This window comes from Hyphomicrobiaceae bacterium, from assembly GCA_041397645.1.
Taxonomy (GTDB): Bacteria; Pseudomonadota; Alphaproteobacteria; order Rhizobiales; family Hyphomicrobiaceae; genus Hyphomicrobium_B.
Window position 1 is genome coordinate 2,075,028 of record JAWKWE010000004.1, and the last position, 14,543, is coordinate 2,089,570.

Genomic DNA, 14,543 nt, shown 5'->3' on the forward strand with positions numbered 1-14,543 from the left:
CAGACGAGGCGGCTTCGCTATGCCCGCGTTCCGCCCCTCTTTGCATTTAACAGGCTGGAAGCGAATTATTTGTTAACCATGCCGCTGCCTGCCCATGCGCGTTGGAAATTTGCATCGTCTCAATCGCCGCGAGCTGCTGCGAGGCAGCGCCGCATTCGCATTCATGGGCGCGCAGACGCGCTTGTCCAGCGCCGCGGGTCTTTACGCATGGCGCCCAGCCACGGCCGCCACAGGTGCTGGAGATACGCTACAAGCGCGGTTCTCTCCCCCGCCGGGTTTCATCAGAGATGCGGTTGCAGACTCATCATTCGCCGCCTGGCTGCGATCCTTGCCGCTGAAAGAGCAAGGCGCGCGCGTGCATCTCTACACGGGGGCGGAAAAATCCCGCCAGGATGTCCATGCCGGTGTCATAGACATCGACGTCGGCGGGCGCGATCTTCAACAATGCGCTGACGCCGTCATGCGACTTCGCGCCGAGTGGTTGCTTGGAACCGGCCGCAGCAGCGAGATCGCCTTCAATATGACAGAGGGCGGGCGGGTTCCGTTCTCCAGATGGGCCCGCGGAGAGCGAAGCTCTCCCTCTGGCAAACGGTGGCGAAAGACCGCCGCTGCGGATTCCAGTTACGCCAGCTTCCGCAAGTATTTGGACTTCGTCTTCTCGTATGCAGGCACCGCATCACTCGAGAAGGAGCTGGTGCCCGTGCCTGAGGGCGACATCGCCATTGGGGATGTCTTCATCAAAGGCGGCTTTCCAGGCCACGCGGTGCTCGTTGCCGATCTCGTCCACAACGCGGCCACACAATCGAAGCGCTTCCTTCTGATTCAGAGCTACATGCCGGCGCAGCAGATGCACGTCCTCAGGAACCCACAAAACGGCGACGGCTCCCCCTGGTACGGCGTGCCCGCTGGCAACTTGGTAACGCCGGAATGGACCTTTGCTCCAGGCTCACTCCGACGCTGGCCCTCATCACGTTGACGATGAAGCGAACTTCGTATCGCGATTTATGCCAGCACCAGCGGAGTACATCGGAGGCAGATCTTTGAGAGTGAGAAACGCTTCTTGCGCGCTTTCCGGCCGCACGCCGCGTGAATCCAACAAATGTTCGCTCAAAGCCGCATAGGCCGCCGACGCAGGCTCCGCGCTTTTTTCGGCGGAATACAACTCCGTCAACCTTTCAAGGATCAGCGCGGTTAAACTCAAGGCGTAACGTCGCTCGATGTCTCCCCGCATGATCGCGCGACGTGCTGAGGGATCGGCAGCCAAGAGCTTCAGCCACATCCGACGACGAATTGCGCCCTCGTCCGCGCTCTCAGATCCATCCTCAATGGATAGCGCAGCGGCCGCCCAGCGTTCCGCAAGACGCCGCTGAGCCGGTTTCGCGCCAGTGCCGGCCACTTCGGAAGACGGCCGATATCGGGCGAGCCTGAAGACGTTGCCCGGCAGCCGCGCCCCCAGGTGCAAACTGCGGCGCCCAAAGCTTTGAGAGACGACATGCAGTGTGCGCTCATCCAGACCGAGTTGTGCATAGTCGCTAACGAAGGTCTTGCCTCCCGGGTGCGTGGTGCCAAAGGTAACGACCCCGCAGATATTTCGCCCGCGCTTGGCAAACTCGTAGGCCGCAAGCATCGCGGCTGCGCCCCCGCGTTGATGTCCCGCGAGCAGGATGGGCGGCTTGTCATCGTTCTCGCTTGTCCGCAACACGCCCTTGAGCCACTCCTCCACGCCAGGACGCAACCCATTCCACATCCGGGCGGCTGCTCGGGCACGTGGAGCGGCGTCCCAAATCGATTCTTCTGGAACATACTGGCGTGCACCCGCGCGCGGAGTGAGGAGCGCCGCAGATGCTGAAAGGGGGCGGAAGCCGTCCGGGTCCACGACTGCGATCGTGGTCACACCTTCAAAAACAAAGCAAAGAGCGCGCCCAGCTTCATAGGTTACGAGATGGGGCTCGCCAACGCGCGGACAGTGCGTGCGCAAATAGCGCGGTGCATCTTCGTGATAGGCTAACGCGCAGGCATAGGCGAGAAACTCTGTCAGCCCCACCGGCACGCGCCCTTCCGCGAGCGCTTGCCGGCTTTCTGTCAGCTTTACCTTGCGATCCGAAGCCGGCCTGCCCAATCCCGCAAGGTAGTGCTTCACGGCGACCGCATTGAAGGGATGGTATTGCAGCTCAGGTTCATCGCCCGCCAGTCTGCGCGAGAGAATATCCGATATACCAGACACCCTTGGCGGGCTGGTCTTTCGCGTCGGGGCGGTGCCTTCTATCGCACCAGCTTGCGGGCTAAGCGTACGGCTTTGTCGCAAAAGCCCCGAGATCAACACCAGCAATGCGCCGACGGTCCCCGTCAGCAAAGCCTGAGCGAATGAACTCGTGTAGTCGGCCACATGAGCCTGCGCTGGATCCGCGGGGTCATACAGCACGACGATTTCATCGCCGGGTCGATAGCGTTCCGCACTGCCTGCGCTTTGCGACATGAAAGTGTGTCGCCGACCGTCAGCGTCGACGAATGAAATGATCGGCACTCCGCGCCCATCGTGCCCGGAATTCACCAGCTTCTCTATTTGCCCCGCTGCTTTGGCGGACTGCCAGATGGCGTCGATTTTCCCCGCCGCGAGAACGGCGGCCCAAAGCATGATGGCGACGCCCGCAATGCCGACGAGAGCAGCCGCTGCACCGCGGCCAGTCGTCAGATTTCTGCGCTGCAATTTTGCGGGGTCGTCAGCCAACATCCACGCCTTGAACTGAAATATGAAGGTTTCAAACAACTATCGAGGCAAGCGAACAATACAGACAAGGCGCAGCGATGACGCTCGTGACACCTCACATTGCCGCGTGTGGCATCGCAACGACGCGCGCGCTCAAGCCTGTCTCCGCCACAGCCAGAGCACTCCCGCCAGCGCCAGGAGCATGAATAGCGCCATGGCATACACGAAGCCCTCTACCGGCGAGATCGACATGGCGAAGCCAGCCGCAGCCGGGCCCAGAATAGCCCCCAGCTGGTACATGACGAGAAACGCCGCGTTGGCAGCCGCTAGATCGCGTGCCTGAACCTCCTCGCCCACGACCGCCAAACCGACAGTGTAAAAACCGAGCACAACGCCGCCTAGAACAAACGCCAGCGGAAACGCCATGGGCGGATGGGCAAGAGCCGCAGGCAACAACAGCGACAGCACGATAAAGGCAACGCCGAGCGCAATAGTGACAAGCGTGCGCGCCATTTTGTCGGCCATGTAACCGATGAGAAATTGAAGGACCACGCCGCCAGCGGTCAAAAAGCTCATGAGACGCAAAGCCGTCGCTTGCTCCAGTCCGCCTGCAATGCCGACGTTGCCGATCAGCGCCAGGTAACTCATCTCCGCAAAGCCGCCGATGAAGCCCCCCATCATCCCGACCGGAGCAAGCCGCACGGCAGAAAACGGCGAGTGATCGGAGCCCTTCTGGGACACGTCGGGCGCCAAACGAGCGGCCAGCACGATTGGAAGTCCGGCGAACGCCATCGCGCCCGCGCCGACCAGATAAGGCGCATAGCCGAGCAGTCCCGTCGCCTCCAGCAGAAGTGGACCGACCGAGTAGCCCGAGAAAAATGAGATTGCATAGATCGCAATGACGCGCCCACGGGTTTCTTCGCGGGTGACGAGATTTATCCAGGTCTCGCCGGCCAGCCACGGCAGCGCGAGCCCGGCGCTCATCAGGAAGCGAATAACGATCCAGGCGTGGACGTCTTGGAACAGTCCAAGCGCGATGAAACCCGCCGCGCCAACAAGACATCCCACAGAAATGGCCCGCACGGCCCCCCAGCGCGCGACAAGCCCCGGAAGAAATGGCAACGTCGCCAACACGCCCATGGCGGGCGCTGCCCCTGCGATGCCGATCAGCCATTTTTGCGTGGCCCAGCTTTCGAGAGTTAGCGCTGTCAACGGAAAGCCGACGCCGAAAGCCATGCCGACGCCGAACGCTGCGGTAATAACCGCCGCAAGGCTGGCGATACGTCGTCGATCCTCGTCGCGCGTCCAACCACTCTCAGGCTCGGACGGCGGATCGGGGAAAATCCCGGGTCCTGTGGTCATGTGTCGGACGCGACGTTACGACGTGCTTCTGCCACGGAAACTGGCAACGCCTTGGCAAACAGGTCGAGATCTGCGTCGAGGCCACAGCTTACCCTGATACAGCGGTCGAGCGGAGCAACCGCTGGTTTGCGAATGAAAACGCCTTGGTCGAGCACGCCTTCCAGCACGCGCTTAGCGAATGCACCGTCGGCCCCGCAGTCGATGGCGACGAAGTTTGTTGCAGACGGCAATGGCAGCAGACCACAGCTGTGTGCAATCGCTCCGATGCGATCCCGAGCGCGCGCGATCTGGCTGACGACCTCAGCGAGATAAGGCTGGTCTTGCAACGCCGCCAACGCGCCAAGCTGGCCGACGCGGTTGATCCCGTAATGGTTTCGCACCTTGTCGAAAGCAGAAATGATCTCCGGTTCCGCTATGGCGTACCCGATGCGCGCACCAGCAAGTCCATAGGCCTTGGAGAAGGTGCGGTAGCGGATCACCTGACCATTCGCTACGTCGATGGGCGGCAACGTGCCATCCGGCGCGGTGTCGGAATATGCCTCATCCAAAATCAGCAACGTTTGAGGCGGAAGATTCGCAATTAACTGCGCGATCTCGTCTGCAGGCCACCACGATCCCATCGGATTGTTGGGATTGGAGACGTAGAGAATACGCGCGCTCTCCGCCTTTGCGGTTTCAAGCAGCGCGCCGAGATCCTCACAATCATGCGCCATCGGAACCTTGATGAGGCGGCCACCGTGAGCAAGCACATGGAAATTAAATGTCGGATAAGCGCCGTCCGATGTGACGACAGTTTGCCCAGGCGTCAGGTACATCAGGCATGTCAGACCGAGCAAGCCATCGATGCCTTCGCCAACGACGATATTACCAACGTCAAGGCCATGAAACGCAGCAAGTGCAGCCCGCAGCTCGTAGCTTTCCGGATCGGCGTAACGCCAGTTGGTCTCGGCGGCCTCGCGCATGACGGCAATTGCTTTAGGGCTTGGGCCGAAGACGCTTTCGTTGGCGCCAAGACGAGCCAGGAACTTTCGTCCTGTTCCCCGCTCGATGGCTTCGGGCCCGACGAAAGGCACGAGTTTGGGCAGGGCTTCGATTATGGGTGTGAATGGGATGTGCGGCATGGCTGGATGATCTGTCAGATCAGACACAACTCGGCAAGCGCCTTGCGCATTCCTGGCGGCATGGCGGAGATGCCGTTCCCCGCGCACTTGCCGAGATCTTCCGGTGCATCCTCGGCGGAAAGATATCGCCAGCCCTGAAAAGCGCGCCGCGGCACAGGGCGCACGGCAATCAGCTCTGGATCGAGCACCATGACGCAACAGGGCGTGCCGTCTTCCTTGGTTCCCTCATCGAAGGCGACAAACCGTTGGCGTGCTGTAATGATCCCCTTCATCACCCAGTAAAGAGAGCCGCCGTCGAGCAGGTCCTCCTGGCGTTTTGGGCTTTGAAATGTGGTGTGATAGGGCAGCGGACGTTTGCCCGCCTTTTTCGCTGCCGCTATGCGGCCGCGCTGCCAGTCCGCCAGATCCTCTATGGAATGCGCGCCAACGCACAGCTTGATCATATGAAGTGCCATGAGCGGATTTGACCTCAAGGTGGGAGTCGGCGCAATCGCACTATCCACAGTCCTAGCGCAGAGATATCTGCCAAATCACTTATGCGTGCATGTACCGGCGTACTGAGAGAACATCGGCTGGCCGAGCAGACCGAAGTGGCGCGAATGCACCGCTGGCTGGACGTCCGGAGTAGCCGGATCGGCGTCGTAAATCGTCGTGAGATTGAGGAAGCCCTCGTTGGCAACCTCAAGGAAGTGATTGGCGTTGAGCGCGCGCACGATCCTGAGTTTCCCAGCATCCTTGCCCTCGATAATCAGCTTCGCTGACTGCGCGTCCAAATCGACATCGTCGATTTCAAATGCCAAAGGCGCAGAAGGCGAGGACGAGAACTTGCCACCTTCGTAGGTCCACACATAGCCCGTCTCGAATCGGCAGAAGAGCTTCGACTCAGCAGCTTGCGCGCTCTGCGAGGATATCGTCACCGCAATCCCCACAACGGCCACTCCAGCGAATTTGAGAAGGTGGCGGAAAAGGGCCATTGGCGAAGTTCCTTCTTCAGGCATGTTGTGAGCGGGCGTCTGTCGGGGCAGACCATTCCGCGGCAGCATTGGAACGAGATTGCGGCGATTGAAGCCCGCCCGACGCAGGAAGGCAACGGCTTCACCATTTTTGCCATGTAAGCCGCATTGCTTATCGGCAACACGTGGCAAAATTGCTAATCAATGATGATCTTTGTTCGACTCGGCCCTCAAACGGCCGAACTGATAGCTCTTTTGGCGCCGTGGCAGCGAGAACCCCAATCCTGAAGTCTTTGCCGATGTGCGTCTTTCTCGCACTGACGGGCTGCGCCGCCGGCAATCTGGAGCCGACGACGGCGGCGACACTTGCCTACGCGCCTGCGGGCGAGGCCGGCGGGAACGGCGGCGGACAGGTGATCACCGCTGGATATCAACTCAGCCCGGAAGAGCAAGAGTACGACTGCAAGCGGCTGGCAGGGCACCTGCAAATCCGCATCCTTGAGCTGCGAAGCCGATTGAGCGACACGCAAACTTCGCAACTGTCGCGTTCCCTCAACACTGTCGGCTCCGCAACCATGGGCGGATCAAGCTTCGGCCTCGATCCTAAGAGCGACCGAGCGCGCGATGTTGCACAGATCCGGGCCTATAACGATGAGTTGGTGACGAAACACTGCCGCTCCTTCGATCTCGCAAAGGCGATCACGGGCGATGACATGCCGCCGTCGCCAACGGTTCCGCCTGCCTCCTCCAGCCATTGACGCCCGTCATCGGCGCGTTAACGCAACACAGTCCAATGTCGACTTAGGCGTGCAAAGCGGCCTGACGTGGACTGGTGTTTCGCGTTATGACTGTCGCGTCCACTTTTTTGCAGTCACCTCAGCGAACGCATGACCCAACCTCAGAACACAGCAGCCGAACGCGCGAATAATTTCCCATGGCCGCCGGTTCTGCTCGTCGCGGCCATTGCCTTGGCGCTCGCGTTGGGCCGATGGGCGCCGCTGACCTGGCCCGGCATGGATGATGGCCCGGCCCACTTTATCGGACTTGCAATAGGCGGCGTCGGTCTGGGACTGATCGTAAGCGCCATTCTGACTTTGCGAGGCCACGAGACGACAGTTATGCCCGACAAGATGTCTAGCGTGCTGGTGACCGACGGTCCCTACCGCTTTTTCCGCAATCCCATCTACCTCGGCGAAGTGATGGCGATGTTCGGCCTTGCGGAACTCTCAAAGAACATCTGGTTTGTCATTGCGGGGGCGGCATTTGCCCTGGCTGTAACCGTCCTGCAGATCCTCCCTGAGGAGCGCCACTTGGAAGCGCGCTTTGGAAAGGACTACCTCGACTACAAGCAGCGCGCGCGGCGCTGGCTGTGAGCGGGAAACGGTAATGGCCCGGGATCTTGGGGAGCAGGAGCGCGCATTCGTCACTTCGCTGAAGGAAGACACCGGACGCGATCTGAGCGGCTGGATGAGCGCAATCGCCGAGTGTGGCCACAGCCGGCGCAACGACATCATCGACTGGCTGCGCGTCCAAGGCTTCACGTTTGCAAATGCGTCTTGGCTTGAGCGCATTCACCATAACGGCGGCCAGCTCATCTACGGCGACGATGGCACGAGCACGGAGCCGGTGGCATCAACGACGGACGCACGTTTGCCTCCTGCCCGGGAAATATCGGACACGCAACACTCCAAGTTTGAGCCTGAGACGACGGGCGAAGCGGCTCCCGACGCAAAGCCCTCGCTCTCTCGCTCTTTCGTTGCAGCGCCCAAGGCTTCCACCCCGGTTACGGCTGCTAGCGACCAAGAGATAGCCAGCCTGCTCCTTGCGGCCAAGGGCCTGCGACCGCTGGCCGAACTTATTTTGCGTGAGGTGGACGCACTCGTGCCGACCCTGGTGCAGACGGCAGAGCCGCCGCTTATCACAATTGCCAGCCCCATGCCCTTTGCCGCCCTGCTGACCGGCCCCAAGGATCTGAGGCTGTTTGCCGACTTCGGTCCTGGCAGCCGCGACCGGACCCGCAAAGCTGACACTGGACGCGTTTCGACACCATTTCCGGACGTTCTCGTTCTCAACGATGCCCGACAAATTGATGATCGTTTCCGCGAGCTGATTGCGGCAGCCTACACGCGAGCGCTTCAATAGGTCGGAGCTTACCTGAGTTGCATCAACGTCTTGGCTGCAAATCATCGATTCGCCAGAATTTTCATGGCTCTTAGCGCCGGATGCGGAGGATACCATGAGTTCTGATCCCTGCCGGTTGGCAACCAGCACGCGTGCGATGGCGCTGGCGTGCGCGCTGATCGCGTGGCCAAGCCTTCCCCTTTTCATGGGTGGACTTGCGGGCGTGGCCTTCGCGCAGACAGCCAATCGGGATCACATCGGCGATCTCATCGAAAGAACCGCAACCGACAGCGGCACGATCAGCGCCCAAAAGACGGACAAAACCCCTCCGGCCGATCCGCGAGCGGGCGATCCGCAGTTCGAACAGGCCGCCGCTCTCATGAGCGCGGTCGATGCCATTCTAAAAGACAGCGCCGACAACCGATCGGATGCGGAACGCTTGCCCAGCCGCGACGAGTTCATCCTTCCTCCGCTATGGCGTGAAACGCGTGAGGATCGCGAGGAGAAGGTGCGCAACCTTCTGGACGCCGCGCTGTCCATCGTGACCAACGTGCCAGTGGTCGAGATTCAGAAAAGGGTCGAAGGGCTGCGCAAAAACATCCGCGAGCTGGAAGATGAAAACGCGCACCTCAAAGAGCGGCAACTGACCGCCCCCAAAGACGCGATCGTCTCGGACACGGTTTCCTCGATCCAAGCCACGATCGACGAAAACGTGAAGCGCGTTGAGGCCAACCGCGATGCGATCAAAGCGGCAAAGGGCGAAATCGCCGATGCACTGAAAACGTCCGGCATCGAGCTTGGAACCGATCAGGTCGATCTGCTGCTTGATAGCGTGCTGTCGGGCGATCTTGTTCGTTTGGTCGCCGCATTCGAGGCCGCACGACTTATCGATGGTCAGCTCGCCAAGCTGATTTCGACCACTGGCGACAACATGAATTCAGCGCGCAAGTACTTCGCCATGCACGCCGCCTTGTTCGCCATGCTGGTGCGCGCCCAAGACGCGACCATCACCAAGATCGACACCCAGTACATGCCAAAGCTCGATGCGATCCTCGGCGACATCAAGGCTGCAAAAGCAAAAACATCGAACTTGCTGAAGGCGGAAAACCGTCCCGACCAGAAGCGCGCGCTTGAAGCCAACCGGGAAAGCCAAAGAGTGGCAGAAGACGCCGCCCAGGCTTACCGCCGCTACTTGCAGGGCCAGCGCGAGCAGATCGCACGGGCGCGCGTCAAGGCGGTGCATGATCTGCGAATTGCCGACAACACCTACGAGACGGTGGAGGCGAGCGTTCAGCTGCGCAATCTCATGCGCGACAGCTCAGCGTCATTTGAAGCCATCCAGAAGCTGGAAGCGCCGAGCTTCGAGCACATCTTCAAGAATGATGAGTTGCGGCGCGAATTCGAGAATCTAACTCGCCGGCTTGACGCGCCGTCAAGCTGAAGACCCAAGGCGCACAGTCGTTTCTCCGGCCTAGTTGCGGCGCCGATACTGCAAAAAGTCCGTCAGCTCCCCCATCCGGTCATAGAGGTGGCGCGCCGTTTCATTCTTCTGCTGTGTGGCCCAATAGGTCCGCGTCGCTCCGCGCGCATCCGCCAGAGCATAGGTCGCTCCGATCAAAGCTCCGCCGACGCCGCGCCCCCGGACGGAAGGATCGGTATAGAGGTCCTCCAGATAGCAGTATGAGGTTAGCGACCACGTGGAGCGGTGAAACACGAGGTTGGCAAGACCGACCGCGTGGTCACTGTCATCGACGGCGACCAGACCGACCATGCCGTCTTTCTCCGCCAGCAGGCGCTCGAAGGTGAGCGTAATGATCTCGGGCGCAACTTGTGCCTCGTAGAATGCGATGTAACCTTCAAATAGCTCGCGCCAGCGGGCTTCATCGCGCGCTTCCAGCGCCCGCACTCTGGTCTTACCCGTATTGATCATAACCCACTCCTCCTCGACGCTGTCGTCACAGGAGCCAGATTGAGGCCAGCCCAAGGAATGCAAAAAATCCCACGATATCGGTGATCATGGTGACGAATACTCCGGAAGCAGGTGCAGGATCGAGACCGTAGCGGTCCATGGTCAGGGGCACGAGAATGCCGCCCAATCCTGCCGCCAGCGAGTTGCAGATCATGGCGGCAGCGATGACTGCACCCAGCTTGCCCGATCCAAACCAAAAGAACACGACCAGCGCGATGATTGTCGACAAGACCAGCCCGTTGACTAGTCCGACGACAGCCTCCTTGGAAATAACGCGCGGAGAATTGACGCGCCCAAGCTTATTGGTCGCAAGCGCGCGCACCGTCACCGTCATGGTCTGGGTTCCCGCGTTCCCGCCGACGGACGCGACAATCGGCATCAAAACGGCGAGCGCCACCATCTGCTGAATGGTAGCGTCAAAAGCCTGGATCACGAACGACGCCAGGATGGCGGTGCCGAGGTTTACGATCAGCCAGGGCACGCGCGAGCGCACCGTATCGATGACGCTGCCGGCCAGGCTCTCGTCGCCCACGCCAGCCAGAGCCTTCATATCTTCCTCGGCCTCGTCCTGGATGATCTCAACCACGTCGTCCACCGTCACGACGCCCACCAGTCGGTTATGAGCGTCGACGACCGGTGCCGACATCAGATCGTAGCGCTTGAACTGGCGGGCTAGCTCTTCCTGATCCTCGGTGGCGAGCACCATATGGCGCTCGGTATCCATGATGGCAGCGACAGCAACATCGCGTTTGGTGCGCAGCAGCCTCGAAAGATCGACGGAGCCCATGACCCGGAAACTCGGGTCCACGACGAAGATCTCCGAGAAGTGATCCGGAAGCTCCTCGGTTTCGCGCATGTGGTCGATGACATGCCCCACGGTCCAAAACGGAGGCACCGCCACAAACTCCGACTGCATGAGACGGCCGGCGGTTTCTTCAGGATATTCAAGGTTCCGCTCAATCGCCTCGCGGTCTTCGGAGGGAAGCTGCGCGAGAATTTCCTGCTGATCGCTCTCTTCGAGATTTTCGATCAGGTAGGCGGCGTCGTCGGTGTCGAGTTCTGTGACAGCCTTGGCAAGCAGATCGTTTGGCAGAGCTTCCGAGAGCTGATCTCGGACGCCTTCGTCGATCTCGGAGAGCACTTCGTAATTAAATGACGACCCCAGCGCCTGGATCAGTTCAACGCGTTCGTTTGGGGCAAGGAGTTCGATAACGGCGGCGAGATCAGGCGCGCGCAGATCGCCGACGAGCGTGCGCACCTCGTCAACCGCTTTGCGGTGAAGCGCATCGGACACAGCGTTGAGCAGCTGGCTGTTTTCCGCCTCGTCGACAGGTTCCTGGTCGTGTTCTCTTTCTTCCGCCACGTCCGCGGCTACCTCGCTCTGGTTGAAAACCTCACCCAAGAAGTGACGATCGGACGGCCTTGTCCCGCGCAATCGCGAGAGAGCCAGGGCATCCCTTACGCGCGTGTTACAATTGTCAGACGCTCCGCACTAGCCCGCTACGGTTCCGGCGCATCATATAGTTTGCCGACACCAACCAAACCGTTACTCATCGGGCACAGCAGACACCTTGATTTTGCCTACATTTCCGTAAGGTCGCAAATCTGCCAGCCAAACCATATATAAGGAATTTGGAAATAGCCTAGCTGCCTTGACGGTCTGCGGCGCATCGGGTTCTTGCTCTGAAAGCGGCTGCGGGGGAAAATCCAGGCGCAGTTTGGTGGAGCCGCACTACGCGGCGCGGGAATCGCAGTGGCGGCCCGAGTTGTTTAGAGGGATGGGCACGCAATGTTGTTGGGAGTCTTGGACCGCTGCCGGTTATTGGCGGTCTCTTGCCTGATCGGTCTGGTAGCATCCTTTGGCTTCGCAGCCACCGCACCCGCAAAAGATGGTTCGTCGAAACCCGAGCTTCTCAGCGTAGAGACCGGAAGCGTAGAGCACGCGTCCGACAACTCATCAGATTCCGGCCAAACGAGCGACGCAAACCAAGGCGACGCCGCTCAGCACGCCTTGGATATTCCAGCTTGCGCAAAAGATCCCGACAAACTTGGCATTTCTCGCGTGGTTGAGATCGATTCAACGGGCGGACCGATATTCGGCGGCTCTCACGCCTACAATTCTTTTCTTCGGGACCACGAAGTCATCCTGACTTTCGACGATGGTCCCTTGCGCGCTTACACGCGCCGAGTGCTGGCGGCGTTGGATGCTCACTGCAGCCGTGCAACGTTCTTCATGGTTGGACGAATGGCAGTTGCAGACCCCGCCATGGTGCGTGAGGTTATCGCCGCGGGTCACACAGTCGGCTCGCATACGTTCAACCACCGCAATCTGAAAACCATCGGTCTCCTCAAGGCGAGATCGGATTTTGAACTGGGTTTTTCGGCTGTCACCAAGGCTGCCGGACAGCCGATCGCGCCGCTGTTCCGCTTCCCTTATCTCAGCGAAAGTCGGCAAGTGCTTGAGCATCTGAAGAAGCGCAATATTGCGTCATTCTTCATCGACATCGACAGCAAGGACTACCAGACCCGCAACTCGGACATCGCGTTCAAGCGGATCATGAGTCAGCTTAACGTGACGCATAAAGGCATCATCCTGATGCATGACATCCAGCCTTCGACGGCCGGAATGATCAAGAAGCTACTCGATACGCTTCACGACCAGGGCTACAAGCTGGTGCACGTTGTGCCAAAGCAAACAGAGCCGACGATGGTGGAATTCGATGTCCCAGCGGCCCAGGCACTTGCCGCCAAGGGTAGCAAGGCGAAGCAGTCCCCGCTCTCCGATCGGTCTTTAACCTGGACCGCCCCTCCAAAGGAAGGCGCTCAGGCTGCCACGACCTCGGCCAGCAAGGGTGGAGCGGAACCTACCACAGCATCCAACGACGACCATTTGCCTTGGACCAAACCCGCAGCCAAGCCGCGGCGCGCTCCAAAGCCTGCCGCACGTCCTGAGCATGAACAGCTGCCCTGGCAGTCGCGCACTTTCGCCAATTGAGGCTGCACTCAGCGCCGCTTGTCGAGAACGGCCGCCTTTAGAGCGGCCTTTCGTCTGGGCCAAACGGCGCGTACCGCTTTTGAATCACAGCTGCCGACCACGGCAAAGCGCCGCTGAGCGGCTGATCTTGGCGGTCAATCCGATGCGCTTTCTTTTCCGGGGATCGCTTTGACAAACCGACCCGAATCCGAGGGCGGCACTATCGCAAAATGAATGGTGCGGTTGAGAGGACTCGAACCTCCACGCCGTTTCCAGCGCTACCACCTCAAGGTAGTGCGTCTACCAATTCCGCCACAACCGCATTTGAGGCCTAGGATTTCTAGAGCCTGCGATCCGGCCACAGCCTTAAAAAGGACCCTGCGAACCGGAGAGGTTGCCCCAGGTAACAGAGCGACCGTCCCAACGCAAGCAGCAGTTTTGTCCCGCCACAACAAAGGGCAAAATGGCGCGATTCCAAGTGCCCGCGTTACGTGCCAGAGGACCGCGGGGGAACCGGCAAAGCCGTCCGCAAGCCACTATCGCGTGCCTATCAGATTAGGAGACCACAATTTCATGGATACCCCCCGAGCCCCGGCTTCCCCTGAGGCCACCACCGGCGTCATCGGCTGGGCGATCTCGGACCGGCCAGTGCCTTACCCAGAAGCGCTCGCGACCATGAACGCGCGCGCAGACGCGATTCGCCGCAACGAGGCATCCGAACTCGTTTGGCTCCTGGAGCATCCGCCGCTCTACACCGCGGGCACCAGCGCGCAGCCCGCAGACCTACTGGAGCCCGACCGCTTTCCAGTTTTCGAAACGGGACGTGGCGGGCAGTTCACGTATCACGGCCCTGGCCAGCGCGTGGCCTACATCATGCTCGACATGAAGCGGCGCGGCGGCGATGTACGTGGGCTTGTTGCCGACTTGGAACGCTGGGTGATCGAGGCGCTTGCGGCGTTCAATGTCAAAGGCGAGCGTCGGGAAGGTCGTGTCGGCATCTGGGTGCGGCGACCCGAAAAGGGTGCCGATCGCGAGGACAAGATTGCTGCGATTGGCCTGCGCGTTTCGCGATGGGTGACAACCCACGGCATCAGTTTCAACGTCGAGCCGGATCTTTCCCATTATGCGGGGATCGTGCCGTGCGGTATCCAGGACCATGGCGTCACCTCACTTACCGACCTCGGCCTGCCGGTTGCCATGACGGATGCCGACATCGCCTTGCGCGCCGCATTCGAAAAGGTGTTCGGGCCGGTCGTGCCCACCGACCCGCCGCTGTGAGGAAAACTGGGGATATTGCAAATTGGCACCATTGATCGAAGACGCCGATGGATGGCGT

General features: G+C 60.3%; 14 protein-coding genes and 1 tRNA gene. 7 read left to right on the forward strand and 8 right to left on the reverse strand.

What is annotated here, in order from left to right; translation table 11 throughout:
- The first annotated feature begins 94 nt into the window (after positions 1-94).
- Positions 95-976 (forward strand): DUF4846 domain-containing protein, encoded by an 882-nt coding sequence (locus R3D51_09650; GenBank protein MEZ5899746.1) that lies wholly within the window; start codon positions 95-97, stop codon positions 974-976.
- Here R3D51_09650 and R3D51_09655 read toward each other — a convergent pair.
- From R3D51_09655 to R3D51_09675, 5 genes are all read right to left on the reverse strand, one after another.
- Positions 968-2,731, reverse strand: coding sequence for a DUF3592 domain-containing protein (locus R3D51_09655; protein MEZ5899747.1), 1,764 nt, complete (start codon positions 2,729-2,731; stop codon positions 968-970). The two genes, R3D51_09650 and R3D51_09655, sit on opposite strands and share 9 nt — an antisense overlap.
- Positions 2,732-2,860: 129 nt before the next feature.
- Positions 2,861-4,069: an MFS transporter gene (locus R3D51_09660; protein ID MEZ5899748.1), complete on the reverse strand. Its 1,209-nt coding sequence runs from the start codon at positions 4,067-4,069 to the stop codon at positions 2,861-2,863.
- Positions 4,066-5,190: a pyridoxal phosphate-dependent aminotransferase gene (locus R3D51_09665; protein ID MEZ5899749.1), complete on the reverse strand. Its 1,125-nt coding sequence runs from the start codon at positions 5,188-5,190 to the stop codon at positions 4,066-4,068. The genes R3D51_09660 and R3D51_09665 overlap by 4 nt, the downstream gene beginning before the upstream one ends.
- Before the next feature lie 14 nt (positions 5,191-5,204).
- On the reverse strand, positions 5,205-5,645 hold the full coding sequence (locus tag R3D51_09670; protein ID MEZ5899750.1) for a DUF1489 domain-containing protein: 441 nt from the start codon (positions 5,643-5,645) through the stop codon (positions 5,205-5,207).
- Positions 5,646-5,720: 75 nt separating this feature from the next.
- Positions 5,721-6,164 (reverse strand): hypothetical protein, encoded by a 444-nt coding sequence (locus R3D51_09675; GenBank protein ID MEZ5899751.1) that lies wholly within the window; start codon positions 6,162-6,164, stop codon positions 5,721-5,723.
- 278 nt (positions 6,165-6,442) lie between these two features.
- Between R3D51_09675 and R3D51_09680 the strand changes: the two genes are divergently transcribed.
- The 4 genes from R3D51_09680 to R3D51_09695 all read left to right on the forward strand — a co-directional run bounded on the left by R3D51_09680 (position 6,443) and on the right by R3D51_09695 (position 9,705).
- A complete protein-coding gene (locus R3D51_09680; GenBank protein MEZ5899752.1) occupies positions 6,443-6,901 on the forward strand; it encodes a hypothetical protein in 459 nt (152 codons plus the stop codon).
- A 129-nt stretch (positions 6,902-7,030) separates the two neighbouring features.
- A complete protein-coding gene (locus R3D51_09685) occupies positions 7,031-7,516 on the forward strand; it encodes an isoprenylcysteine carboxylmethyltransferase family protein (GenBank protein MEZ5899753.1) in 486 nt (161 codons plus the stop codon).
- 13 nt (positions 7,517-7,529) lie between these two features.
- Positions 7,530-8,285, forward strand: coding sequence for a hypothetical protein (locus R3D51_09690; GenBank protein MEZ5899754.1), 756 nt, complete (start codon positions 7,530-7,532; stop codon positions 8,283-8,285).
- A 94-nt stretch (positions 8,286-8,379) separates the two neighbouring features.
- Positions 8,380-9,705 (forward strand): hypothetical protein, encoded by a 1,326-nt coding sequence (locus R3D51_09695; protein ID MEZ5899755.1) that lies wholly within the window; start codon positions 8,380-8,382, stop codon positions 9,703-9,705.
- A 30-nt stretch (positions 9,706-9,735) separates the two neighbouring features.
- On the opposite strand, the gene R3D51_09700 is transcribed toward R3D51_09695, so the two are convergent.
- Together R3D51_09700 and mgtE are read right to left on the reverse strand one after the other, a co-directional pair.
- Complete coding sequence (locus tag R3D51_09700) at positions 9,736-10,194, reverse strand: GNAT family N-acetyltransferase (protein ID MEZ5899756.1); 459 nt, start codon at positions 10,192-10,194, stop codon at positions 9,736-9,738.
- Positions 10,195-10,219: 25 nt separating this feature from the next.
- Positions 10,220-11,596 (reverse strand): magnesium transporter, encoded by a 1,377-nt coding sequence (mgtE, locus tag R3D51_09705; protein MEZ5899757.1) that lies wholly within the window; start codon positions 11,594-11,596, stop codon positions 10,220-10,222.
- Positions 11,597-12,022: 426 nt separating this feature from the next.
- Between mgtE and R3D51_09710 the strand changes: the two genes are divergently transcribed.
- Positions 12,023-13,228 carry a polysaccharide deacetylase family protein gene (locus R3D51_09710; protein ID MEZ5899758.1) on the forward strand — a complete coding sequence of 402 codons (1,206 nt, stop codon included), beginning with the start codon at positions 12,023-12,025 and terminating at the stop codon, positions 13,226-13,228.
- Between the two features lie 214 nt (positions 13,229-13,442).
- On the opposite strand, the gene R3D51_09715 is transcribed toward R3D51_09710, so the two are convergent.
- A tRNA-Leu gene (locus tag R3D51_09715) sits at positions 13,443-13,529 on the reverse strand.
- A gap of 251 nt (positions 13,530-13,780) precedes the next feature.
- Here R3D51_09715 and lipB point away from each other — a divergent pair.
- The gene (gene lipB / locus R3D51_09720; GenBank protein ID MEZ5899759.1) at positions 13,781-14,485 is read left to right on the forward strand and encodes a lipoyl(octanoyl) transferase LipB; all 705 of its coding nucleotides are present in this window, start codon (positions 13,781-13,783) and stop codon (positions 14,483-14,485) included.
- Positions 14,486-14,543 lie beyond the last annotated feature (58 nt).

Bases quoted from the DNA above. Each gene is read 5' to 3' on its own strand.
- R3D51_09680 (MEZ5899752.1), top strand. From the start codon at position 6,443: ATGTGCGTCTTTCTCGCACTGACGGGCTGCGCCGCCGGCAATCTGGAG.
- R3D51_09655 (MEZ5899747.1), bottom strand. From the start codon at position 2,731: ATGTTGGCTGACGACCCCGCAAAATTGCAGCGCAGAAATCTGACGACT.
- R3D51_09650 (MEZ5899746.1), top strand. From the start codon at position 95: ATGCGCGTTGGAAATTTGCATCGTCTCAATCGCCGCGAGCTGCTGCGA.
- R3D51_09690 (MEZ5899754.1), top strand. From the start codon at position 7,530: ATGGCCCGGGATCTTGGGGAGCAGGAGCGCGCATTCGTCACTTCGCTG.
- R3D51_09695 (MEZ5899755.1), top strand. From the start codon at position 8,380: ATGAGTTCTGATCCCTGCCGGTTGGCAACCAGCACGCGTGCGATGGCG.
- R3D51_09665 (MEZ5899749.1), bottom strand. From the start codon at position 5,190: ATGCCGCACATCCCATTCACACCCATAATCGAAGCCCTGCCCAAACTC.
- R3D51_09660 (MEZ5899748.1), bottom strand. From the start codon at position 4,069: ATGACCACAGGACCCGGGATTTTCCCCGATCCGCCGTCCGAGCCTGAG.
- R3D51_09700 (MEZ5899756.1), bottom strand. From the start codon at position 10,194: ATGATCAATACGGGTAAGACCAGAGTGCGGGCGCTGGAAGCGCGCGAT.
- lipB (MEZ5899759.1), top strand. From the start codon at position 13,781: ATGGATACCCCCCGAGCCCCGGCTTCCCCTGAGGCCACCACCGGCGTC.
- R3D51_09675 (MEZ5899751.1), bottom strand. From the start codon at position 6,164: ATGGCCCTTTTCCGCCACCTTCTCAAATTCGCTGGAGTGGCCGTTGTG.
- R3D51_09685 (MEZ5899753.1), top strand. From the start codon at position 7,031: ATGACCCAACCTCAGAACACAGCAGCCGAACGCGCGAATAATTTCCCA.
- R3D51_09670 (MEZ5899750.1), bottom strand. From the start codon at position 5,645: ATGGCACTTCATATGATCAAGCTGTGCGTTGGCGCGCATTCCATAGAG.
- R3D51_09710 (MEZ5899758.1), top strand. From the start codon at position 12,023: ATGTTGTTGGGAGTCTTGGACCGCTGCCGGTTATTGGCGGTCTCTTGC.